Below are 23,953 nucleotides of genomic sequence, written 5' to 3' on the forward strand. Positions count from 1 at the left end.
TGATAGTGCGGATCTCCCGTGTGAAAGTAGGTAATCGTCAGGCTCCTCATGCTTCACGCAAAAACCCCACCCCAAAAGGTGGGGTTTTTGCGTTTTTCGTCTCACCTATAGGTGAGAGCCTCGATTGTTTCGGGTCGTAAGAAACGCTTGACAAGGGCGTGTTGTTACCCCATAATCGATAGTTCCCTGCGGAGGGGTGCCCGAGTGGCTAAAGGGGGCAGACTGTAAATCTGTTGGCTTACGCCTACGTTGGTTCGAATCCAACCTCCTCCACCAGAATTCAAGCGGTAAGGGAGTCCAACCCTCGCGGGTGTAGCTCAATGGTAGAGCAGAAGCCTTCCAAGCTTACGACGAGGGTTCGATTCCCTTCACCCGCTCCAGTGTCGGTTAGCAGTGCCCATGTGGCTCAGTGGTAGAGCACTCCCTTGGTAAGGGAGAGGTCGGCAGTTCGATCCTGCCCATGGGCACCAGCAGTATCAGTCTAGTAAGTTGCGCGCGGCGCAAGGTGCGAAAATCCTGTTAGGAGTCGAAAATGGCCAAAGGTAAATTCGAGCGGACCAAGCCGCACGTGAACGTGGGCACGATCGGTCACGTTGACCACGGCAAGACCACGCTGACGGCAGCGATCACGACGGTGCTCACGCAGAAGTTCGGCGGCGAGGCGAAGGCGTACGACCAGATCGACGCGGCGCCGGAAGAAAAGGCACGTGGTATTACCATCAACACCGCGCACGTCGAGTACGAAACGGCTAACCGCCACTACGCACACGTCGACTGCCCGGGCCACGCCGACTACGTGAAGAACATGATCACGGGCGCCGCGCAGATGGACGGCGCGATCCTGGTGTGCTCGGCCGCTGACGGCCCGATGCCGCAAACGCGTGAGCACATCCTGCTGGCGCGTCAGGTTGGCGTGCCCTACATCATCGTGTTCCTGAACAAGTGCGACATGGTGGACGACGCCGAGCTGCTCGAGCTCGTCGAAATGGAAGTGCGTGAACTGCTGTCGAAGTACGACTTCCCGGGCGACGACACGCCGATCATCAAGGGTTCGGCCAAGCTGGCGCTGGAAGGCGACAAGGGCGAGCTGGGCGAAGTGGCGATCATGAACCTGGCCGACGCGCTGCCCACGTACATCCCCACGCCGGAGCGCGCAGTGGACGGTTCGTTCCTGATGCCGGTGGAAGACGTGTTCTCGATCTCGGGTCGCGGCACGGTGGTGACGGGGCGCGTGGAGCGCGGCGTCATCAAGGTCGGCGAGGAAATCGAAATCGTCGGTATCAAGCCGACGGTGAAGACCACGTGCACGGGCGTGGAAATGTTCCGCAAGCTGCTCGACCAGGGTCAGGCAGGCGACAATGTCGGTATCCTGCTGCGCGGCACGAAGCGTGAAGACGTGGAGCGTGGTCAGGTTCTGGCCAAGCCGGGCTCGATCACGCCGCACACGCACTTCACGGCTGAAGTGTACGTGCTGAGCAAGGACGAAGGTGGCCGTCACACGCCGTTCTTCAACAACTATCGTCCGCAGTTCTACTTCCGTACGACGGACGTGACGGGCTCGATCGAGCTGCCGAAGGACAAGGAAATGGTGATGCCGGGCGACAACGTGTCGATCACGGTCAAGCTGATCGCGCCGATCGCCATGGAAGAAGGTCTGCGCTTCGCGATCCGCGAAGGCGGCCGTACCGTCGGCGCCGGTGTCGTGGCGAAGATTATCGAGTAAGAGCCAGAGATCTTCTCGGTAGTTAGTGGTTTCGGGGTCGGCGAAATCCGTCGGCCCCAAATGGTTTAGGGGTATAGCTCAACTGGCAGAGCGTCGGTCTCCAAAACCGAAGGTTGGGGGTTCGATTCCCTCTGCCCCTGCCAAATTCTTGCGTCAAGCGGCGCTGTGTTTAAGGTGTTATGGCGAATCCTTCCGTCGAAACTGTAAATACCTCCGGCGACAAGTTGATGTTGGTGGCGGGCGTATTGTTGGTCTTGGCCGGATTCGTGGGTTTTTTCTGGCTCTCTGGCCAAGAGTGGTACGTCCGCGGCGCAGCACTTGCTGTCGGTGTCATCGCGGGTGTCGCAGTCGGTCTTTTCTCTGCGCCGGGCAAGGGCTTCATCGCCTTCGCCAAAGACTCGTACAAGGAAGTCCGCAAGGTTGTCTGGCCGACCCGTAAAGAGGCCACGCAAACGACCCTGGTGGTCTTCGCGTTTGTTCTGATCATGGCCATCTTCCTTTGGCTTAGCGATAAGTCGATCGAATGGGTGATTTTCTCGGCGATTCTGGGTTGGAAATGATATGAGCGATACTCCGACATCCCCGAGCGGAAAGCGTTGGTATGTGGTGCACGCCTACTCCGGAATGGAGAAGAGCGTGCAACGAGCGCTTCAGGAGCGCATTGAGCGCGCAGGTATGCAAGATCAATTCGGTCAGATTCTCGTTCCGACCGAAGAAGTCGTTGAAGTGAAGGGTGGCCACAAGTCGGTCACCGAGCGTCGTTTTTTCCCGGGCTATGTCCTGGTCGAAATGGAAATGACGGACGAAACGTGGCACCTGGTGAAGAACACCGCCAAGGTCACCGGTTTCGTCGGCGGTGCGCGCAATCGCCCGAGCCCCATCTCGCCGCGTGAAGTCGAAAAGATCATGTCGCAGATGCAGGAAGGTGTCGAGAAGCCGCGGCCGAAGACGCTCTTCGAGGTTGGCGAAATGGTTCGCGTGAAGGAAGGTCCCTTCACGGACTTCAACGGCAACGTCGAGGAAGTGAACTACGAAAAGTCCAAGGTCCGTGTTTCGGTGACCATTTTTGGGCGCTCGACGCCGGTCGAACTCGAATTCGGCCAGGTCGAAAAGACTTAATCGAATACATCGCGCGTGGCCTCGCGGCCATCGCGCGATTCGCGCTTACGGTCCGCGTCATGACCGTTGAGGAGCGCCAGTAGGCTTTAACGTCGAACGCGCGCTATCACTCACCGGACGCTTACGCGTTCAGCAGAGGTTTTCAATATGGCAAAGAAAATCGTCGGCTTTATCAAGCTGCAGATCCCTGCAGGTAAAGCCAACCCGTCGCCGCCGGTCGGTCCGGCACTGGGCCAGCGCGGCCTGAACATCATGGAGTTCTGCAAGGCGTTCAACGCGCAGACTCAGGGCATGGAGCCGGGTTTGCCGGTGCCGGTCGTCATTACGGCATTCGCGGACAAGAGCTTCACGTTCATCATGAAGACGCCGCCGGCTACCGTTCTGATCAAGAAGGCAGCCAAGATCGACAAGGGTTCGAGCAAGCCGCACACCGACAAGGTCGGCAACATCACCCGCGCTCAAGCGGAAGAAATCGCGAAGACCAAGATGCCGGATCTTACGGCAGCTGATCTGGACGCAGCTGTGCGCACGATCGCCGGCAGCGCCCGTTCGATGGGCATCACCGTGGAGGGCGTGTAAATGGCTAAGCTTTCGAAGCGCCTTCAGGCATTCGCGAACAAGATCGATCGTCAGAAGCTGTACCCGATCGACGACGCCCTGGCTCTCGTGAAGGAATGCGCGAGCGCGAAGTTCGACGAGTCGATCGACGTGGCTGTTCAGCTCGGCATCGATGCGAAGAAGTCGGACCAGGTGGTTCGTGGTTCGGTGGTTCTGCCGGCAGGTACCGGCAAGTCGGTTCGCGTGGCAGTGTTCGCGCAAGGCGACAAGGCCGAGCAGGCTCGTGCAGCTGGTGCGGACATCGTCGGCATGGAAGACCTGGCTGAGCAAGTCAAGGCCGGCAACCTGAACTTCGACGTCGTGATCGCTTCGCCGGACACGATGCGCGTGGTCGGTACGCTGGGTCAGATCCTCGGCCCGCGCGGCCTGATGCCGAACCCGAAGGTCGGCACGGTTACGCCGGACGTCGCTCAAGCGGTCAAGAACGCGAAAGCGGGTCAGGTGCAGTTCCGCGTCGACAAAGCCGGTATCATCCATGGCACGATCGGTCGCGCTTCGTTCGAATCGGCATCGCTGCGTCAGAACCTGGCCGCGCTGATCGATGCGCTGCAAAAGGCGAAGCCGGCGACGAGCAAGGGCGTGTACCTGCGCAAGATCGCCGTGTCGAGCACGATGGGTGTCGGCGTTCGCGTCGATCAAGGCACGCTGGCGCAGCAGTAAGAATTTCGAGCGCGGTCGGAAGGCCGCGCATCAAAAGGGCTTTGGGCGGTTGCAAGATCGCGGTTTCAGATCGAGCAACCGGTTGTCAAAGACCGTTGGTGGTGATGCAGCAGGCACGCATCGCCTTAATTCAAGCCAACGCAGATGGCGAACCCGAAACAGTTTTGTAGTGGTTGAAGTCGGTTTTCGATCGTCTAAACAGGATGGTCACCGATCGATCGAGATACTCCTAACAGTCGGACGCCGTTGTTGAACGTGGTGCATGAGGGTTTGTGGCCCGAGTGCATCGAATCTGGAGGTTTAACCGTGCCACTGAACAAAGAAGATAAGCAGGCAGTCGTCGCTGAAGTCGCCGCGCAAGTCGCGAAGGCTCAGACGATGGTGCTCGCTGAGTATCGTGGGATCACGGTTGGCGATCTGACCAAGCTGCGCGCGAAAGCGCGCGAGCAACAGGTGTATCTCCGCGTGTTGAAGAACACGCTGGCGCGTCGCGCCGTCGAGGGTACCCCGTTCGCTCCGCTGGCTGAGCAGATGACTGGTCCTCTGATCTACGGCATCTCGGAAGATGCCATTGCCGCTGCCAAGGTCGTGAACGACTTCGGCAAGAGCAATGACAAGTTGATCATCAAGGCTGGTTCCTACGAAGGCAAGGTGATGGACAAGGCGGGCGTGCAAGCGCTGGCCAACATCCCGAGCCGCGAAGAACTGCTCTCCAAGCTGCTGTTCGTCATGCAGGCACCTGTTTCCGGCTTTGCGCGCGCTATGGCCGCGCTGGCTGAAAAGAAGCAGAGCGAAGCTGCGTAACGCACGCGCTTGGGCGCCAGTCGCTTAGGTTAGGCATTAGCTAGATCGCTAGCTCGATCCGAATTCAATCTAGGAGTATTTCAAATGGCAATCGCAAAAGAAGACATCCTCGAAGCCGTTGGCTCGATGTCGGTGCTGGAACTGAACGAGCTCGTCAAGGCGTTCGAAGAGAAGTTTGGCGTGTCGGCCGCTGCTGTTGCAGTTGCTGGCCCGGCCGCTGGCGGCGCTGCTGCTGCTGCTGAAGAGCAAACCGAGTTCACCGTGAACCTGCTCGAAGCAGGCGCGAACAAGGTTTCCGTGATCAAGGCTGTTCGCGAACTGACGGGTCTCGGCCTGAAGGAAGCGAAGGACCTGGTCGACGGCGCACCGAAGCCCATCAAGGAAGCGGTGCCCAAGGCTGCGGCTGAAGAAGCGAAGAAGAAGCTGGAAGACGCAGGCGCGAAGGCTGAAATCAAGTAAGTTTCAGCGCGCTATGCGAAGGCTGGCGGTTTTCCACCGCCGGCCTTTTTGTGCTTTGTGGGGACGCAGTTTTCATGCTTGTCAGCAGGTATGAATGTCCCCGCAGAAGCCAAAGAGAACGGTCGGATCGGCATGTTTTTCCGGCAGTTCTCTTTGTCTTCTGAAGCGACTGCAGAAGGCAAGTTTGGTCGGGTAGCGGGAAACACAGGCATCCGCTGCCGTCAGCCAGCGGTTGGTAGCGGCCAACCACCAAGCTTCTAGATTCGCGCGTCCTCCCCGGACAGCTGCGCGGGTCTCAGTCGGTGAACACCGGGTCGTGACGTCGAGGTATCCCGCCTCGATAACGCCCGCCGTGATTCGGAGATCGTATGCAATATTCCTTCACCGAGAAGAAGCGTATTCGCAAGAGTTTCGCGAAGCGCCCCATCGTTCACCAAGTTCCCTTTTTGCTGGCTACCCAGCTTGAATCATTCCAGACGTTTCTGCAAGCAGACGTGTCGTCCTCGCAGCGCAAGTCGGAAGGCCTGCAAGCTGCGTTCACTTCTGTTTTCCCGATCGTTTCGCACAACGGTTTCGCGCGGCTCGAGTTCGTCAGCTACATGCTTTCGCCGCCCGCGTTCAACATCAAGGAATGTCAGCAGCGCGGTCTGACGTACTGTTCGGCCCTGCGCGCGAAAGTGCGTCTGGTTTTGCTCGACAAGGAATCGCCGAGCAAGCCGGTCGTCAAGGAAGTGAAGGAGCAGGAAGTGTACATGGGCGAAATTCCGCTCATGACGCCGACGGGTTCATTCGTCATCAACGGCACCGAGCGCGTGATCGTCTCGCAGCTGCACCGTTCGCCTGGCGTGTTCTTCGAGCACGACAAGGGCAAGACGCATAGCTCCGGCAAGCTGCTGTTCTCGGCGCGCATCATTCCCTACCGCGGTTCGTGGCTCGACTTCGAGTTCGATCCGAAGGACGTACTGTACTTCCGCGTCGACCGTCGTCGCAAGATGCCGGTCACGATCCTGCTGAAGGCCATCGGGCTGACGCCGGAGCAGATCCTCGCGAACTTCTTCGTTTTCGACAACTTCCAGTTGATGAGCGAAGGCGCGCAAATGGAGTTCGTTCCCGAGCGCCTGCGCGGTGAAGTCGCGCGCTTCGACATCCAGGATCGCGAAGGCAACGTCATCGTCACGAAGGACAAGCGGATCAACGCGAAGCACATTCGCGACCTCGAAAACGCCAAGACGAAGTTCATCTCGGTGCCCGAGGAGTATCTGCTCGGCCGCGTGCTGGCGAAGAACGTCATCGACCCGGAAACGGGCGAAGTGATCGCGAACGCCAACGACGAAATCACGGAATCGGTGCTCGAAAAGCTGCGCGAAGCGAAGGTCAAGGACATCCAGACGCTCTACACGAACGATCTGGACCAGGGCCCGTACATCTCATCGACGCTGCGTATCGACGAAACCGCCGACAAGATGGCCGCGCGCATCGCGATCTACCGCATGATGCGTCCGGGCGAGCCGCCGACCGAAGAAGCGGTCGAGGCGCTGTTCAACCGTCTGTTCTACAGCGAAGACGCGTACGATCTGTCGAAGGTCGGCCGCATGAAGTTCAACCGCCGCGTCGGCCGTGACGAAATCACCGGCCCGATGACGCTGCAGGACGACGATATCCTCGCGACCATCAAGATCCTCGTCGAGCTGCGCAACGGCAAGGGCGAAGTGGACGACATCGACCACCTCGGCAACCGTCGCGTGCGTTGCGTCGGCGAACTCGCGGAGAACCAGTTCCGCGCCGGTCTCGTGCGCGTCGAGCGCGCGGTGAAGGAACGCCTCGGCCAGGCCGAAAGCGAAAACCTGATGCCGCACGACCTGATCAACTCGAAGCCGATTTCGTCGGCGATCCGCGAGTTCTTCGGTTCGTCGCAGCTCTCGCAGTTCATGGACCAGACCAACCCGCTGTCGGAAATCACGCACAAGCGCCGTGTCTCCGCACTGGGCCCGGGCGGTCTGACGCGCGAGCGCGCGGGCTTCGAAGTCCGTGACGTGCATCCGACGCATTATGGCCGCGTGTGCCCGATCGAAACGCCGGAAGGTCCGAACATCGGTCTGATCAACTCGCTCGCGCTGTACGCGCACCTGAACGAATACGGCTTCCTCGAAACGCCGTATCGCAAGGTCGTGGACAGCAAGGTGACCGACCAGATCGACTACCTGTCGGCGATCGAAGAAGGCCGTTACGTGATCGCTCAGGCGAACGCGGCGGTGGCCGAAGACGGCACGCTGACCGACGAACTCGTGTCGTCGCGTGAAGCGGGCGAAACGCTGATGGTCACGCCGGACCGCATCCAGTACATGGACGTGGCGCCGTCGCAGATCGTGTCGGTGGCGGCATCGCTGATTCCGTTCCTCGAGCACGACGACGCGAACCGTGCACTGATGGGTTCGAACATGCAGCGTCAGGCCGTGCCGTGTCTGCGTCCGGAGAAGCCGGTCGTCGGTACGGGCATCGAGCGTACGGTGGCCGTTGACTCGGGTACGACCGTGCAGGCACTGCGTGGCGGTGTGGTCGACTACGTCGATGCGGGCCGTATCGTGATTCGCGTGAATGACGACGAAGCGGTTGCCGGCGACGTCGGCGTGGACATCTACAACCTGATCAAGTACACGCGTTCGAACCAGAACACGAACATCAACCAGCGTCCGATCGTGAAGGTCGGCGACAAGGTCTCGCGCGGCGACGTGCTGGCCGACGGTGCCTCGACGGACCTGGGCGAGCTCGCGCTCGGCCAGAACATGCTGGTCGCGTTCATGCCGTGGAACGGCTACAACTTCGAAGACTCGATTCTGATCTCGGAAAAGGTCGTGGCCGACGATCGCTACACGTCGATCCACATCGAGGAACTGAACGTCGTTGCTCGCGACACGAAGCTCGGACCGGAAGAAATCACGCGCGATATTTCGAACCTCGCGGAAGTGCAGCTTGGTCGTCTCGACGAGTCGGGCATCGTGTACATCGGCGCGGAAGTCGAAGCGGGTGACGTGCTGGTCGGCAAGGTCACGCCGAAGGGCGAAACCCAGCTGACGCCGGAAGAAAAGCTGCTGCGCGCGATCTTCGGCGAGAAGGCGTCGGACGTGAAGGACACGTCGCTGCGCGTGCCGTCGGGCATGAGCGGCACGGTGATCGACGTGCAGGTGTTCACGCGCGAAGGCATCACGCGTGACAAACGCGCGCAACAGATCATCGACGACGAACTGAAGCGCTACCGCCTCGATTTGAACGACCAGCTGCGCATCGTGGAAGGCGACGCGTTCCAGCGTCTCGCACGCATGCTGAACGGCAAGGTCGCGAACGGCGGTCCGAAGAAGCTCGCGAAGGGCACGAAGATCGACCTCGCGTACCTCGAAGATCTCGACCACTACCACTGGTTCGACATCCGTCTTGCGGACGAAGAAGCAGCGGCACAGCTGGAAGCGATCAAGGACTCGATCGAGCAGAAGCGTCACCAGTTCGACCTCGCGTTCGAAGAGAAGCGCAAGAAGCTCACGCAAGGCGACGAACTGCCGCCGGGCGTGCTGAAGATGGTCAAGGTGTACCTCGCCGTGAAGCGTCGCCTGCAGCCTGGCGACAAGATGGCGGGTCGCCACGGTAACAAGGGTGTGGTCTCGAAGATCGTCCCGATCGAAGACATGCCGTACATGGCCGATGGCCGTCCGGCAGATGTCGTGCTGAATCCGCTCGGCGTGCCGTCGCGGATGAACGTGGGTCAGATTCTCGAAGTGCATCTGGGCTGGGCCGCCAAGGGTCTCGGCTGGCGCATCGGCGAAATGCTGCAGCGTCAGGCGAAGATCGAAGAACTGCGCGAGTTCCTGACGAAGATCTACAACGAGTCGGGCCGCAAGGAAGAGCTGGAAGGCTTCTCGGATGACGAGATCCTTGAACTCGCGAAGAACCTGCGCGAAGGCGTACCGTTCGCGACCCCGGTGTTCGACGGCGCAACGGAAGACGAAATGTCGCGCGCGCTGGATCTGGCCTACCCGGATCAGATCGCCACGAACCTCGGCATGACGCCGTCGAAGAACCAGGTCACGCTGTACGACGGCCGCACTGGCGAAGCATTCGAGCGCACGGTCACGGTTGGCTACATGCACTATCTGAAGCTGCACCACTTGGTCGACGACAAGATGCACGCGCGTTCGACCGGCCCGTACTCGCTCGTCACGCAGCAGCCGCTGGGTGGTAAGGCGCAGTTCGGCGGCCAGCGCTTCGGTGAGATGGAAGTGTGGGCGCTCGAGGCGTATGGCGCGTCGTACGTGCTGCAGGAAATGCTGACGGTCAAGTCGGACGACGTGACGGGCCGGACCAAGGTGTACGAGAACCTGGTCAAGGGCGATCACGTGATCGACGCGGGCATGCCGGAATCCTTCAACGTTTTGGTGAAGGAAATCCGCTCGCTCGGCATCGACATCGATCTCGACCGCAACTAATCGGACTACGGAGAGAAAGCAATGAAAGCTCTGCTCGATCTATTCAAGCAAGTCCAACAAGAAGAAGTTTTTGATGCGATCAAGATCGGCCTCGCGTCGCCCGACAAGATTCGTTCTTGGTCGTTCGGCGAAGTGAAGAAGCCGGAGACCATCAACTACCGCACGTTCAAGCCGGAGCGGGATGGTCTGTTCTGCGCGAAGATTTTTGGTCCGATCAAGGACTACGAATGCCTGTGCGGCAAGTACAAGCGCCTGAAGCACCGTGGCGTGATCTGCGAGAAGTGCGGCGTCGAGGTGACGCTGGCGAAGGTGCGTCGTGAGCGGATGGGCCACATCGAACTGGCCTCGCCGGTCGCGCACATCTGGTTCCTGAAGTCGCTGCCGTCGCGTCTGGGCATGGTGCTCGACATGACGCTGCGTGACATCGAGCGCGTGCTGTACTTCGAAGCGTACGTGGTGATCGATCCGGGCATGACGCCGCTCAAAGCGCGGCAGATCATGACCGAAGAGGATTACTACAACAAGGTCGAAGAGTACGGTGACGAGTTCCGTGCCGAAATGGGCGCGGAAGGCGTGCGCGAACTGCTGCGTTCGATCAACATCGACGAGCAGGTCGAACTGCTGCGCACCGAGCTGAAGAACACAGGCTCCGAAGCGAAGATCAAGAAGTACGCGAAGCGCCTGAAGGTGCTCGAGGCCTTCCAGCGTTCGGGCATCAAGCCGGACTGGATGGTGCTCGAGGTGCTGCCGGTGCTGCCGCCGGAACTGCGTCCGCTCGTGCCGCTCGACGGCGGCCGTTTCGCGACCTCGGACCTGAACGACCTGTATCGCCGCGTGATCAACCGTAACAACCGGTTGAAGCGTCTGCTCGAGCTGAAGGCGCCTGAAATCATCGTCCGCAACGAAAAGCGGATGCTGCAGGAAGCCGTCGATTCGCTGCTCGACAACGGCCGTCGCGGCAAGGCGATGACCGGCGCGAACAAGCGTCCGCTGAAGTCGCTCGCCGACATGATCAAGGGTAAGGGCGGCCGCTTCCGTCAGAACCTGCTCGGTAAGCGTGTCGACTACTCGGGCCGTTCGGTCATCGTGGTGGGTCCGACGCTCAAGCTGCATCAGTGCGGCCTGCCGAAGTTGATGGCGCTCGAACTGTTCAAGCCTTTCATCTTCAACAAGCTGGAAGTGATGGGCGTCGCTACGACCATCAAGGCCGCGAAGAAGGAAGTCGAGAACCAGACGCCGGTGGTGTGGGACATCCTCGAAGAGGTGATCCGCGAGCATCCGGTGATGCTGAACCGTGCGCCGACGCTGCACCGTCTCGGCATTCAGGCTTTCGAGCCCGTGCTGATCGAAGGTAAGGCGATCCAGTTGCATCCGCTCGTCTGCGCGGCGTTCAACGCCGACTTCGACGGTGACCAGATGGCTGTTCACGTCCCGCTGTCGCTCGAAGCGCAGATGGAGGCGCGCACGCTGATGCTGGCGTCGAACAACGTCCTGTTCCCGGCGAACGGCGATCCGTCGATCGTGCCGTCGCAGGATATCGTGCTCGGCCTGTACTACGCGTCGCGTGAGGCGATCAACGGCAAGGGCGAGGGCATGACGTTCACGGGCGTGTCGGAAGTGATCCGCGCGTACGAGAACAAGGAAGTCGAGCTGGCTTCGCGCGTCAACGTCCGTATCACCGAAATGGTGGCGAACGAGGACAAGAGCGAAGGCGCGCCGGCGTTCGTGCCGAAGATCTCGCTGTACGCGACCACGGTCGGCCGCGCGATCCTGTCGGAGATTCTGCCGCCGGGCCTGCCGTTCACGGTGCTGAACAAGCCGCTGAAGAAGAAGCAGATCTCGCAGCTGATCAACACGGCGTTCCGCAAGTGCGGTCTGCGCGAAACGGTGATCTTCGCCGACCAGCTGATGCAGATGGGCTTCCGTCTGGCAACGCGCGCGGGCATCTCGATCTGCGTGGACGACATGCTCGTGCCGCCGCAGAAGGAGACGATCGTCGGCGACGCCGCGAAGAAGGTGAAGGAGTACGACCGTCAGTACATGTCGGGTCTCGTCACCGCGCAGGAGCGCTACAACAACGTGGTCGACATCTGGTCGGCGACGTCGGAAGCGGTCGGCAAGGCGATGATGGAGCAGCTCGCGACGGAACCCGTCACGGACCGCGACGGCAACGAGACGAAGCAGGAGTCGTTCAACTCCATCTACATGATGGCCGACTCGGGCGCGCGTGGTTCCGCGGTGCAGATTCGTCAGCTCGCCGGGATGCGCGGCCTGATGGCGAAGCCGGACGGCTCGATCATCGAGACGCCGATTACCGCGAACTTCCGCGAAGGCCTGAACGTGTTGCAGTACTTCATCTCGACGCACGGCGCGCGTAAGGGTCTGGCGGATACGGCACTGAAGACTGCGAACTCGGGTTACCTGACGCGTCGTCTCGTCGACGTGACGCAGGATCTGGTCGTCGTCGAAGACGATTGCGGCACGTCGAACGGCGTGGCGATGAAGGCGTTGGTCGAGGGCGGTGAAGTCGTCGAAGCCCTGCGCGACCGTATTCTCGGTCGCGTCGCGGTGGCGGACGTCGTCAATCCGGAAACGCAAGAGACGCTGTACGCGTCGGGCGATTTGCTCGATGAAGATGCGGTCGAGGAAATCGAACGCCTCGGCATCGACGAAGTGCGCGTGCGCACGCCGCTCACCTGCGAAACGCGCTATGGCCTGTGCGCCGCGTGCTATGGCCGCGACCTCGGCCGCGGCTCGCGCGTGAACGTCGGCGAAGCGGTGGGCGTGATCGCTGCTCAGTCGATCGGCGAGCCGGGCACGCAGCTCACGATGCGTACGTTCCACATCGGTGGTGCGGCATCGCGTGCGGCGGTCGCTTCGACGGTTGAGGCGAAGTCGAACGGTACGGTGCGCTTCACGGCCACGATGCGCTACGTCACCAACGCGAAGGGCGAGCAGGTCGTCATCTCGCGTTCGGGCGAAGCGATCATCGCGGACGACCTCGGTCGCGAGCGTGAGCGTCACAAGATCCCGTACGGCGCGACGCTGCTGCAACTCGACGGCGCGCAGATCAAGGCCGGTGCGCAACTGGCTCAATGGGATCCGCTGACGCGTCCGATCATCACCGAGTGGGGCGGTACGGTGAAGTTCGAAAACGTCGAGGAAGGCGTGACGGTCGCCAAGCAGATCGACGATGTGACGGGGCTTTCCACGCTCGTCGTGATCGACGTGAAGCGCCGCGGCTCGCAAGCTTCGAAGAGCGTGCGTCCGCAGGTGAAGCTGCTCGACGCGAACGGCGAGGAAGTGAAGATCCCGAACACCGAGCATTCGGTGCAGATCGGCTTCCAGGTCGGCGCACTGATCACCGTGAAGGATGGTCAGCAGGTGCAGGTCGGTGAAGTGCTGGCGCGTATTCCGGTCGAAGCGCAGAAGACGCGCGACATTACCGGCGGTCTGCCGCGCGTGGCCGAACTGTTCGAAGCGCGCTCGCCGAAGGACGCGGGTATTCTCGCGGAAGTCACGGGCACGACGTCGTTCGGCAAGGACACGAAGGGCAAGCAGCGTCTGGTGATTACGGACCTCGAGGGCAATCAGCACGAGTTCCTGATCGCGAAGGAAAAGCAGGTGCTGGTGCACGATGGTCAGGTCGTCAACAAGGGCGAAATGATCGTCGACGGCCCTGCCGATCCGCACGACATCCTGCGTCTGCAGGGTATCGAGGCGCTGTCGCGCTACATCGTGGACGAAGTGCAGGACGTGTACCGTCTGCAGGGCGTGAAGATCAACGACAAGCACATCGAAGTGATCGTGCGTCAGATGCTGCGTCGTGTGCAGATCGTCGACAACGGCGATACGCGCTTCATCCCGGGCGAGCAGGTCGAGCGTTCGGACATGCTGGACGAAAACGATCGCATGATCGCGGAAGACAAGCGTCCGGCGACGTACGAGAACGTGCTGCTCGGTATCACGAAGGCTTCTCTGTCGACCGATTCGTTCATCTCGGCGGCGTCGTTCCAGGAAACGACCCGCGTGCTGACCGAAGCGGCGATCATGGGCAAGCGCGACGATCTGCGTGGCCTGAAGGAGAACGTGATCGTCGGCCGTCTGATTCCGGCCGGTACGGGTCTTGCGTTCCACAAGGCGCGCAAGAGCAAGGAAATGTCGGATCGCGAACGCTTCGACCAGATCGCTGCCGAAGAGGCATTCGATTTCGGTACGCCGGAAACCCCGGCAGCGGAGCAGCAGCCGCATACCAACGAGTAAGCGTCTCTCGCTCGTAGCACCGTCAAACCGCCCGGCTTCGGCTGGGCGGTTTTTTTTTTCGTCTGGCGTTTTATTGCTCGCGAGCTCTCTGCCATTCGGCTAACGATGCCCGGAGCGCGTCGGCGCGGATCGATGCGTTGGTAGAATTCGTTATCTCTCACGTCGCAGTCGCGCTTTGTCCATGTCCCGGTCGCTCGAAATACTCAACGAAATCTTCGGCTATCCCGCATTTCGCGGACAACAGGCGGAGATCGTCGAGCATGTCGCGAACGGCGGCGATTCGCTCGTGCTGATGCCGACAGGCGGCGGCAAGTCGCTCTGCTATCAGATTCCGTCGCTGGTGCGGCGCGAGACGGGTTTCGGCGCGGGCATCGTGGTGTCGCCGCTCATAGCGCTGATGCAGGACCAGGTCGCCGCGCTCACCGAGGTCGGCGTGCGCGCCGCGTATCTCAATTCGACGTTGTCCGGCGCGGAAGCCGCCGCGACCGAACGCGCATTGCGCAACGGCGAAATCGACTTGCTTTATGTCGCGCCGGAGCGGCTCATGACGCCGCGTTTTCTCGACCTGCTCGACAGCGCGCCGGTCGGCCTCTTCGCAATCGACGAGGCGCACTGCGTGTCGCAGTGGGGCCATGACTTCCGTCCCGAATATATTCAGCTTTCCGTGCTGCACGAGCGATTCCCGGACGTGCCGCGCATCGCGCTCACGGCCACCGCGGATGCGATCACACGCGATGAAATCGTGCATCGTCTCGCACTCGAGGACGCGCGCATCTTCGTTTCGAGCTTCGATCGGCCGAACATTCGCTATCGGATCGTCGAGAAGGACAACGCGCGCGCGCAACTGCTCGATTTCATCCGCGCCGAGCATACGAACAAGGACGGCACGACTGATGCGGGCGTCGTCTATTGCCTCTCCCGCCGCAAGGTCGAGGAAACCGCCGACTGGCTGAAGGGCCAAGGAGTCCGCGCGCTGCCGTATCACGCGGGCATGGAGTTCGAGACGCGGCAGCGGCATCAGGAGATGTTCCAGCGCGAAGAAGGCGTCGTCATGTGCGCGACGATCGCTTTCGGCATGGGCATCGACAAGCCGGACGTGCGCTTCGTCGCGCATCTGGATTTGCCGAAGAGCGTCGAGGGCTACTATCAGGAAACCGGCCGCGCAGGCCGCGACGGCCTGCCGGCGAACGCCTGGATGGCCTACGGACTCGGCGATGTCGTGCAGCAGCGCAAGATGATCGACGAGTCTGAAGCCGACGACACCCACAAGCGCGTGCAGACCGGCAAGCTGGACGCCTTGCTGGGACTGTGCGAAGTGGCTTCGTGCCGCCGCGTGCGCCTGCTCGCCTATTTCGGGGAAGCGAGCAAGCCGTGCGGCAATTGCGATACGTGTCTTGAACCGCCTGCGTCCTTCGATGCCACGCGTGAAGCGCAGATGGCGCTGTCATGCGTCTACCGCGCGCAAAAGGCGAGCGGATTTCACTTCGGCGCGGGGCACCTGATCGACATTCTGCGGGGTGCCCGCAGCGAGAAGGTGCTGCAACGCGGCCACGAGAAGCTGTCGACGTTCGGCGTCGGCGCGGCGCTCTCGGAGCAGGAATGGCGCGCCGTGTTCAGGCAGCTCGTGGCATTTGGCTACCTCGCTGTCGATCACGACGGCTTCGGCGCGCTCGTGTTGACCGACGCCAGCAAACCCGTGCTCAAGGGTGAGGAACCTGTCACGCTGCGTAAATACGTGAAGCCGGTACGCACCCGGCAGACGTCCGCCCGCACGGGCGAGCGAGCTGATCCCACCGCCGGCATGTCGCCGCGCGAGAAGGCACGCTGGGAACGCCTGCGCGCCTGGCGCGCGGAGACCGCCAAGAGCGACGGTGTGCCGGCGTATGTCATCTTCCATGACGCGACGCTCGCTGAGATCGCCCGCAGCGATCCCGATACCATCGACGATTTGCGCCACATTCCCGGCATCGGCGTTCGCAAGCTCGAGCGCTTCGGCGACGAATTGCTCGACGTCGTCAGCGCGGATTGACGAACATCGCTCCAGGAACCTCCGAAATCCGCGCAACGTATTGACCCGATTGGGATTTTCGGACTATCATCCTTGGTTCTCGTTCTTGATCCACTTTCGGATCTGGCTTACGGCCGGGAGTCGGAAGTGAAAACCATCCGCGAGAGCATCAAATGCGCAATCTTTTCGCTTTGCCCGGAAGGAGCTGCGCAGATTTCGTTCATTTTTAGGATTAAACAATGCCAACCATCAATCAACTGGTTCGCAAAGGCCGCGCGTCGGAAACGACGAAGAGCAAGTCGCCGGCCCTGCAGGACTGCCCCCAGCGTCGTGGCGTGTGCACCCGCGTGTACACCACGACGCCGAAGAAGCCGAACTCGGCACTCCGTAAGGTTGCCAAGGTTCGTCTGACGAACGGCTTCGAAGTCATTTCGTACATCGGTGGTGAAGGCCACAACCTGCAAGAGCACTCGGTCGTGCTGATCCGCGGCGGCCGTGTGAAGGACTTGCCGGGTGTGCGTTACCACATGGTTCGCGGCTCGCTGGATACGCAGGGCGTCAAGGACCGTAAGCAGGCTCGCTCGAAGTACGGTGCGAAGCGTGCCAAGGCTGGCAAGTAAGCTGCCGGTCTGAAGTGGTTTCAGGTCGCCGCAAGGCGGTTAAGGCGGTGGTGCCGGAAGTGCCGGTGCTATCGAGTAAGTGGTCACCCGGCCAAGCTGGTTTAGTCGAAGAGATGGATCGGGTTAGTTGGTGGCCGCGGAGTTGAGAACCAGCTCCAACTGAAAAGGTAAAGGAAGAATCATGCCGCGTCGTCGCGAAGTCCCCAAGCGGGAAGTGTTGCCGGATCCGAAGTTCGGCAACGTAGATGTAGCCAAGTTCATGAACGTGCTGATGCTCTCCGGCAAGAAGTCGGTTGCCGAGCGTATCGTGTACGGCGCTTTTGAACAGATCCAGAGCAAGGGTGGCAAGGACCCGCTGGAAGTGTTCACGGTTGCGCTCAACAACGTGAAGCCGGTGGTCGAAGTGAAGAGCCGTCGCGTTGGTGGTGCCAACTATCAGGTTCCGGTCGAAGTGCGTCCCTCGCGTCGTATGGCATTGGCGATGCGTTGGTTGCGTGAAGCCGCGAAGAAGCGCAGCGAAAAGTCGATGGCCCTGCGTCTTGCAGGCGAACTCTCCGAGGCGGCTGAAGGCCGCGGCGGCGCGATGAAGAAGCGCGACGAAGTTCACCGCATGGCAGAGGCCAACAAGGCATTCTCGCACTTCCGTTTCTAAGCTCCCGCTCATAGGGCAAACGGAAAATCAGGGCGGGTGCGCTACTCCAGGCGCCTCGCCCGTTTGTGTTAGGACGCGGCCGGCAATCATCGCCGGCGCGTCGACCCCGAAAAAGGATCCAAAGTGGCTCGCAAGACACCTATCGAGCGCTACCGCAATATCGGTATCAGCGCTCACATCGACGCCGGCAAAACGACGACGACCGAGCGCATCCTGTTCTATACGGGCGTGAACCACAAGATCGGTGAAGTTCACGACGGCGCAGCAACGATGGACTGGATGGAGCAGGAGCAGGAACGCGGCATCACCATCACGTCGGCTGCTACCACTGCCTTCTGGAAGGGCATGGGCGGCAACTATCCCGAGCACCGCATCAACATCATCGATACGCCGGGGCACGTGGACTTCACGATCGAAGTGGAGCGCTCGATGCGCGTCCTCGACGGCGCGTGCATGGTCTACTGCGCGGTGGGCGGCGTGCAGCCGCAGTCGGAAACGGTGTGGCGTCAGGCGAACAAGTACAAGGTTCCCCGTCTCGCGTTCGTCAACAAGATGGACCGTACCGGCGCGAACTTCTTCAAGGTCTATGACCAGCTGAAGACTCGCCTGAAGGCGAATCCGGTTCCCGTCGTGGTGCCGATCGGCTCGGAAGAGAACTTCAAGGGCGTCGTCGATCTTCTGAAGATGAAGGCAATCATTTGGGACGAAGCGTCCCAGGGCACGAAGTTCGATTACGTCGACATTCCGGCCGAACTCGTCGACTCGTGCAACGAGTGGCGCGAGAAGATGATCGAATCGGCTGCCGAATCGAGCGAAGAGCTGATGGAAAAGTACCTCGGCGGCGAAGAGCTGACCGAAGCGGAAATCGTCAAGGCGCTGCGTGACCGCACCATCGCGTGCGAAATCCAGCCGATGCTCTGCGGCACCGCGTTCAAGAACAAGGGCGTGCAGCGCATGCTCGACGCCGTGATCGACTTCCTGCCGTCGCCGGTCGACATTCCGCCGGTCACGGGTGAGCTGGAAGACGGCGAATCCGCCGAGCGCCGCGCGTCGGACGACGAGAAGTTCTCGTCGCTCGCGTTCAAGATCATGACCGACCCGTTCGTCGGCCAGCTGATCTTCTTCCGCGTGTACTCGGGCGTCGTGAATTCGGGCGACACCGTGCTGAATTCGACCAAGGGCAAGAAGGAACGTCTGGGCCGTATTCTGCAGATGCACGCGAACCAGCGTGAGGAAATCAAGGAAGTGCGCGCGGGCGATATCGCGGCGGCCGTCGGCCTGAAGGAAGCGACCACCGGCGACACGCTGTGCGATCCGCAGAACCCGATCGTGCTCGAACGCATGATTTTCCCGGAGCCGGTGATTTCGCAGGCCGTCGAGCCGAAGACGAAGGCTGACCAGGAAAAGATGGGCCTGGCGCTGAACCGTCTCGCCCAGGAAGATCCGTCGTTCCGCGTCCAGACGGACGAGGAATCGGGCCAGACCATCATTTCGGGCATGGGCGAGCTCCACCTCGAAATTCTGGTCGACCGCATGAAGCGCGAATTCAACGTGGAAGCGACCGTCGGCAAGCCGCAGGTTGCGTATCGCGAAACGATCCGCACGAAGGCGTCGGACGTGGAAGGCAAGTTCGTCAAGCAGTCGGGTGGTCGCGGCCAGTACGGTCACGCGGTCATCACGCTCGAGCCGAACGAGCAGGGCAAGGGCTACGAGTTCCTGGACGAGATCAAGGGCGGCGTGATTCCGCGCGAATACATCCCGGCCGTGGACAAGGGTATCCAAGAAACGCTGAAGTCGGGCGTGCTGGCTGGCTTCCCGGTTGTGGACGTCAAGGTTCACCTGACCTTCGGTTCGTACCACGACGTCGACTCGAACGAAAACGCGTTCCGCATGGCCGGCTCAATGGCCTTCAAGGAAGCAATGCGCAAGGCAAGCCCGGTCATTCTCGAACCGATGATGGCCGTGGAAGTCGAAACGCCGGAAGAGTACATGGGCAACGTGATGGGCGACCTGTCGGGCCGTCGCGGGATCGTCCAGGGCATGGAAGACATGGTGGGCGGCGGCAAGATCGTCCGCGCCGAAGTGCCGCTGTCGGAAATGTTCGGCTACTCGACCTCGCTGCGTTCGCTGACGCAAGGCCGTGCGACGTACACGATGGAGTTCAAGCACTATGCCGAAGCTCCGCGCAACGTCGCCGACGCGATCATCAACGCGAAAGGCAAGTAATTCGGCGCAAGCCACAAGCTTTAACCGATAACCAAACTTTGAAAGAAGGTAATCATGGCAAAAGGTAAATTCGAGCGGACCAAGCCGCACGTGAACGTGGGCACGATCGGTCACGTTGACCACGGCAAGACCACGCTGACGGCAGCGATCACGACGGTGCTCACGCAGAAGTTCGGCGGCGAGGCGAAGGCGTACGACCAGATCGACGCGGCGCCGGAAGAAAAGGCACGTGGTATTACCATCAACACCGCGCACGTCGAGTACGAAACGGCTAACCGCCACTACGCACACGTCGACTGCCCGGGCCACGCCGACTACGTGAAGAACATGATCACGGGCGCCGCGCAGATGGACGGCGCGATCCTGGTGTGCTCGGCCGCTGACGGCCCGATGCCGCAAACGCGTGAGCACATCCTGCTGGCGCGTCAGGTTGGCGTGCCCTACATCATCGTGTTCCTGAACAAGTGCGACATGGTGGACGACGCCGAGCTGCTCGAGCTCGTCGAAATGGAAGTGCGTGAACTGCTGTCGAAGTACGACTTCCCGGGCGACGACACGCCGATCATCAAGGGTTCGGCCAAGCTGGCGCTGGAAGGCGACAAGGGCGAGCTGGGCGAAGTGGCGATCATGAACCTGGCCGACGCGCTGGACACGTACATCCCGACGCCGGAGCGCGCAGTGGACGGTTCGTTCCTGATGCCGGTGGAAGACGTGTTCTCGATCTCGGGTCGCGGCACGGTGGTGACGGGGCGCGTGGAGCGCGGCGTCATCAAGGTCGGCGAGGAAATCGAAATCGTCGGTATCAAGCCGACGGTGAAGACCACGTGCACGGGCGTGGAAATGTTCCGCAAGCTGCTCGACCAGGGTCAGGCAGGCGACAATGTCGGTATCCTGCTGCGCGGCACGAAGCGTGAAGACGTGGAGCGTGGTCAGGTTCTGGCCAAGCCGGGCTCGATCACGCCGCACACGCACTTCACGGCTGAAGTGTACGTGCTGAGCAAGGACGAAGGCGGCCGTCACACGCCGTTCTTCAACAACTATCGTCCGCAGTTCTACTTCCGTACGACGGACGTGACGGGTTCGATCGAGCTGCCGAAGGACAAGGAAATGGTGATGCCGGGCGACAACGTGTCGATCACGGTCAAGCTGATCGCGCCGATCGCCATGGAAGAAGGTCTGCGCTTCGCGATCCGCGAAGGCGGCCGTACCGTCGGCGCCGGTGTCGTGGCGAAGATTATCGAGTAAGATAGCGGGTTCGCTCGATCTGAAGTTGCAATACTGAAGTAACGCAGTAACAGACCGGGGCCGGATGTTCGTCCTCAGCGAGTGTCCGGTCCCATGCTCTTTTGCCAAATCGGCGGTGCAACACCGCCTCGCTCTTTTAAGGAATCGTCATGCAGAACCAGAAAATCCGCATTCGCCTGAAGGCTTTCGACTATCGCCTGATCGATCAATCGGCAGCCGAGATCGTCGATACGGCGAAGCGGACTGGCGCGATCGTCCGTGGCCCGGTGCCGCTGCCGACGCGTATTCAGCGTTTTGACATTCTGCGTTCGCCGCACGTCAACAAGACGTCGCGCGACCAGCTCGAAATCCGTACCCACCAGCGCCTGATGGACATCGTCGATCCGACTGACAAGACCGTCGACGCGCTGATGAAGCTCGATCTGCCGGCCGGCGTGGACGTCGAGATCAAGCTGCAGTAAGTCCAAAAAGCCCTGCTGGCGAGCCAGACAGGGCTAAGTCTTTGATTGCTTGCAGAAAACGAAAAGCCTTGTTATACTCCAAGGCTTTTCGCGCCTATGCGCAAGAAAAAGACGCAAGAAAGCCGACCCAGTCTTCCGTGACGAAGCCGGCATTTGTAAATCAGCCCCGACCAATCGCAGTCGGGAATGGAGAAAACGATGAGCCTTGGACTCGTAGGTCGCAAGGTTGGCATGACCCGTATCTTCACGCCTGAAGGGGATTCGATCCCCGTCACCGTGCTGGACGTGTCGGACAACCGCGTGACGCAGATCAAGACCGTTGAAACGGATGGTTATACCGCCGTTCAGGTTGCATTCGGTACTCGCCGCGCCTCGCGCGTGACGAAGCCGCTGGCGGGTCACCTCGCCAAAGCCGGCGTCCAAGCCGGTGAAATCCTCAAGGAATTCCATATCGATGCGGCCAAGGCAGGCGAACTGTCGAACGGCGCTGTCATCGCTACGGATATTTTCGAAGTCGGCCAGAAAGTTGACGTGCAAGGCACGTCGATCGGTAAGGGCTACGCCGGCACGATCAAGCGCTACAACTTCGCTTCGGGCCGCGCATCGCACGGTAACTCGCGTTCGCACAACGTTCCGGGTTCGATCGGTATGGCGCAGGATCCGGGTCGCGTGTTCCCGGGTAAGCGCATGACGGGTCATCTCGGTGACGTCACCGTCACGGTTCAAAACCTCGAAATCGCCCGCATCGACGCCGAGCGCAATCTGCTGCTCGTCCGCGGCGCTGTTCCGGGTGCGAAGGGCGGCAAGGTCTTCGTGACCCCGGCCGTCAAGACGCGTGCTGCGAAAGGAGCGAAATAATGGAACTTAAGCTCCTGAATGCCAATGGTCAGGAAGGCGCTGCCGTGACCGCATCGGACGTTGTGTTCGGTCGCGATTACAACGAAGCCCTGATTCACCAGATCGTCGTCGCTTATCAGGCGAACGCACGTAGCGGCAACCGCGCTCAGAAGGACCGCGAGCAGGTCAAGCACACCACCAAGAAGCCGTGGCGTCAGAAGGGTACGGGCCGTGCTCGTGCCGGTATGTCGTCGAGCCCGTTGTGGCGCGGCGGTGGTCGCATCTTCCCGAACTCGCCGGAAGAGAACTTCTCGCACAAGGTCAACAAGAAGATGCATCGCGCAGGCCTCTGCTCGATCTTCTCGCAGCTGGCTCGCGAAGGCCGCATCGCCGTGGTCGAAGACCTCGCGCTCGAAGCCCCGAAGACCAAGCTGCTGGCCGATAAATTCAAGGCGATGGGTCTCGAGTCCGTGTTGGTCATCACCGATACGGTCGACGAAAACCTGTACCTCGCGTCGCGCAACCTGGCCCACGTGGCCGTTGTCGAGCCGCGTTACGCCGACCCGCTCTCGCTGATCTACTTCAAAAAGGTTCTGATCACGAAGGCTGCGGTCGCTCAGATCGAGGAGTTGCTGTCATGAGCGAAGTTCGCAAAAACGATCATCGTTTGATGCAAGTTCTGCTCGCTCCGGTGATCTCCGAAAAGGCGACGCTGGTTGCCGACAAGAACGAACAAGTCGTGTTTGAAGTCGCGCCGGACGCCACGAAGCAGGAAGTGAAGGCTGCTGTCGAGCTGCTGTTCAAGGTCGAAGTCAATTCCGTCAACGTGCTCGTCACGAAGGGCAAGGCAAAGCGCTTTGGCCGCTTCAACGGCAAGCGCAAGGACGTGAAGAAGGCTTATGTCTGCCTGAAGCCCGGCCAGGAAATCAACTTTGAAGCGGAGGCCAAGTAATCATGGCAATCGTGAAAGTTAAGCCGACCTCGCCGGGTCGCCGCGCGATGGTCAAGATCGTCAACAAGGATCTGCACAAGGGCAAGCCGCACGCCGCGCTGCTCGACACGCAATCCAAGTCGGCTGGTCGTAACAACAATGGCCGCATCACCACGCGTCACCAAGGTGGCGGTCATAAGCAGCACTACCGTATCGTCGATTTCCGTCGCAACAAGGACGGCATTCCGGCAAAGGTCGAGCGTCTCGAGTACGACCCGAACCGTAGCGCGAACATCGCGCTGGTTCTGTACGCGGACGGCGAGCGTCGCTACATCATCGCGCCGAAGGGCGTGACGGTCGGCACGCAACTGATGTCCGGTTCGGAAGCGCCGATCCGCGCAGGCAACGCTCTGCCGATCCGCAACATCCCGGTCGGTACGACGATCCACTGCATCGAGATGCTGCCGGGCAAGGGCGCGCAAATTGCGCGTTCGGCTGGTACGTCCGCCATGCTGCTGGCTCGCGAAGGCGTCTACGCTCAAGTGCGTCTGCGTTCGGGCGAAATCCGCCGCGTGCACGTCGAGTGCCGCGCGACGATCGGCGAAGTGGGCAACGAAGAGCACAGCCTCCGCCAGATCGGTAAGGCCGGTGCAAACCGCTGGCGCGGTATCCGTCCGACGGTGCGTGGCGTTGCGATGAACCCGATCGATCACCCGCACGGTGGTGGTGAAGGCCGCACGGCAGCAGGTCGCGATCCGGTGAGCCCGTGGGGCACGCCGACGAAGGGCTATCGCACCCGCAGCAACAAGCGCACGACGACGATGATCGTTCAGCGCCGTCACAAGCGTTAAG

At 60.9% G+C, this 23,953-nt stretch carries 19 protein-coding genes and 4 tRNA genes; all 23 read left to right on the forward strand.

The window, feature by feature from the left end:
• Window positions 1-190: 190 nt before the first annotated feature.
• Window positions 191-276, forward strand: a tRNA-Tyr gene (locus tag AWB83_RS33090).
• Window positions 277-306: 30 nt separating this feature from the next.
• Window positions 307-380: transfer RNA gene (locus AWB83_RS33095), tRNA-Gly, on the forward strand.
• 15 nt (window positions 381-395) lie between these two features.
• Window positions 396-470 (forward strand) — tRNA-Thr (locus tag AWB83_RS33100).
• Window positions 471-532: 62 nt separating this feature from the next.
• Window positions 533-1,723, forward strand: a complete 1,191-nt coding sequence (gene tuf, locus AWB83_RS33105; protein ID WP_087049844.1) for an elongation factor Tu — start codon at window positions 533-535, stop codon at window positions 1,721-1,723.
• 67 nt (window positions 1,724-1,790) lie between these two features.
• Window positions 1,791-1,866 (forward strand) — tRNA-Trp (locus tag AWB83_RS33110).
• Between the two features lie 36 nt (window positions 1,867-1,902).
• Window positions 1,903-2,283 (forward strand): preprotein translocase subunit SecE, encoded by a 381-nt coding sequence (secE, locus tag AWB83_RS33115; protein WP_087049845.1) that lies wholly within the window; start codon window positions 1,903-1,905, stop codon window positions 2,281-2,283.
• A 1-nt stretch (window position 2,284) separates the two neighbouring features.
• Window positions 2,285-2,842 (forward strand): transcription termination/antitermination protein NusG, encoded by a 558-nt coding sequence (gene nusG / locus AWB83_RS33120; RefSeq protein ID WP_006998501.1) that lies wholly within the window; start codon window positions 2,285-2,287, stop codon window positions 2,840-2,842.
• A gap of 147 nt (window positions 2,843-2,989) precedes the next feature.
• Entirely contained in the window at window positions 2,990-3,421 is a 432-nt protein-coding gene (gene rplK, locus AWB83_RS33125; protein WP_087049846.1) for a 50S ribosomal protein L11, read from the forward strand.
• Window positions 3,422-4,120 (forward strand): 50S ribosomal protein L1, encoded by a 699-nt coding sequence (gene rplA, locus AWB83_RS33130; protein WP_087049847.1) that lies wholly within the window; start codon window positions 3,422-3,424, stop codon window positions 4,118-4,120.
• Between the two features lie 306 nt (window positions 4,121-4,426).
• Window positions 4,427-4,924 (forward strand): 50S ribosomal protein L10, encoded by a 498-nt coding sequence (rplJ, locus tag AWB83_RS33135; protein ID WP_087049848.1) that lies wholly within the window; start codon window positions 4,427-4,429, stop codon window positions 4,922-4,924.
• Between the two features lie 84 nt (window positions 4,925-5,008).
• Complete coding sequence (rplL, locus tag AWB83_RS33140) at window positions 5,009-5,383, forward strand: 50S ribosomal protein L7/L12 (protein WP_087049849.1); 375 nt, start codon at window positions 5,009-5,011, stop codon at window positions 5,381-5,383.
• 368 nt (window positions 5,384-5,751) lie between these two features.
• Entirely contained in the window at window positions 5,752-9,858 is a 4,107-nt protein-coding gene (gene rpoB, locus AWB83_RS33145; protein WP_087049850.1) for a DNA-directed RNA polymerase subunit beta, read from the forward strand.
• 21 nt (window positions 9,859-9,879) lie between these two features.
• Window positions 9,880-14,121, forward strand: a complete 4,242-nt coding sequence (gene rpoC, locus AWB83_RS33150) for a DNA-directed RNA polymerase subunit beta' (protein ID WP_087049851.1) — start codon at window positions 9,880-9,882, stop codon at window positions 14,119-14,121.
• Window positions 14,122-14,302: 181 nt separating this feature from the next.
• Window positions 14,303-16,150: a DNA helicase RecQ gene (gene recQ / locus AWB83_RS33155; protein ID WP_087049852.1), complete on the forward strand. Its 1,848-nt coding sequence runs from the start codon at window positions 14,303-14,305 to the stop codon at window positions 16,148-16,150.
• A gap of 218 nt (window positions 16,151-16,368) precedes the next feature.
• Window positions 16,369-16,749: a 30S ribosomal protein S12 gene (gene rpsL / locus AWB83_RS33160; protein ID WP_006998493.1), complete on the forward strand. Its 381-nt coding sequence runs from the start codon at window positions 16,369-16,371 to the stop codon at window positions 16,747-16,749.
• A 181-nt stretch (window positions 16,750-16,930) separates the two neighbouring features.
• Complete coding sequence (rpsG, locus tag AWB83_RS33165; protein ID WP_062642002.1) at window positions 16,931-17,401, forward strand: 30S ribosomal protein S7; 471 nt, start codon at window positions 16,931-16,933, stop codon at window positions 17,399-17,401.
• A gap of 123 nt (window positions 17,402-17,524) precedes the next feature.
• Entirely contained in the window at window positions 17,525-19,627 is a 2,103-nt protein-coding gene (gene fusA, locus AWB83_RS33170; RefSeq protein WP_087049853.1) for an elongation factor G, read from the forward strand.
• A 54-nt stretch (window positions 19,628-19,681) separates the two neighbouring features.
• Window positions 19,682-20,872, forward strand: a complete 1,191-nt coding sequence (gene tuf, locus AWB83_RS33175) for an elongation factor Tu (RefSeq protein ID WP_050326775.1) — start codon at window positions 19,682-19,684, stop codon at window positions 20,870-20,872.
• 149 nt (window positions 20,873-21,021) lie between these two features.
• Complete coding sequence (gene rpsJ / locus AWB83_RS33180) at window positions 21,022-21,333, forward strand: 30S ribosomal protein S10 (protein WP_006998489.1); 312 nt, start codon at window positions 21,022-21,024, stop codon at window positions 21,331-21,333.
• A 198-nt stretch (window positions 21,334-21,531) separates the two neighbouring features.
• Window positions 21,532-22,191: a 50S ribosomal protein L3 gene (gene rplC, locus AWB83_RS33185; protein WP_087049866.1), complete on the forward strand. Its 660-nt coding sequence runs from the start codon at window positions 21,532-21,534 to the stop codon at window positions 22,189-22,191.
• Complete coding sequence (gene rplD / locus AWB83_RS33190) at window positions 22,191-22,811, forward strand: 50S ribosomal protein L4 (protein WP_087049854.1); 621 nt, start codon at window positions 22,191-22,193, stop codon at window positions 22,809-22,811. The genes rplC and rplD overlap by 1 nt, the downstream gene beginning before the upstream one ends.
• Complete coding sequence (rplW, locus tag AWB83_RS33195) at window positions 22,808-23,122, forward strand: 50S ribosomal protein L23 (RefSeq protein WP_035967599.1); 315 nt, start codon at window positions 22,808-22,810, stop codon at window positions 23,120-23,122. Before rplD ends, rplW begins: the two co-directional genes overlap by 4 nt.
• A gap of 2 nt (window positions 23,123-23,124) precedes the next feature.
• Window positions 23,125-23,952 carry a 50S ribosomal protein L2 gene (gene rplB / locus AWB83_RS33200; RefSeq protein ID WP_087049855.1) on the forward strand — a complete coding sequence of 276 codons (828 nt, stop codon included), beginning with the start codon at window positions 23,125-23,127 and terminating at the stop codon, window positions 23,950-23,952.
• Window position 23,953 lies beyond the last annotated feature (1 nt).

The sequence above is a fragment of the Caballeronia ptereochthonis genome (assembly GCF_001545075.1).
Classification (GTDB): Bacteria; Pseudomonadota; Gammaproteobacteria; order Burkholderiales; family Burkholderiaceae; genus Caballeronia; species Caballeronia ptereochthonis.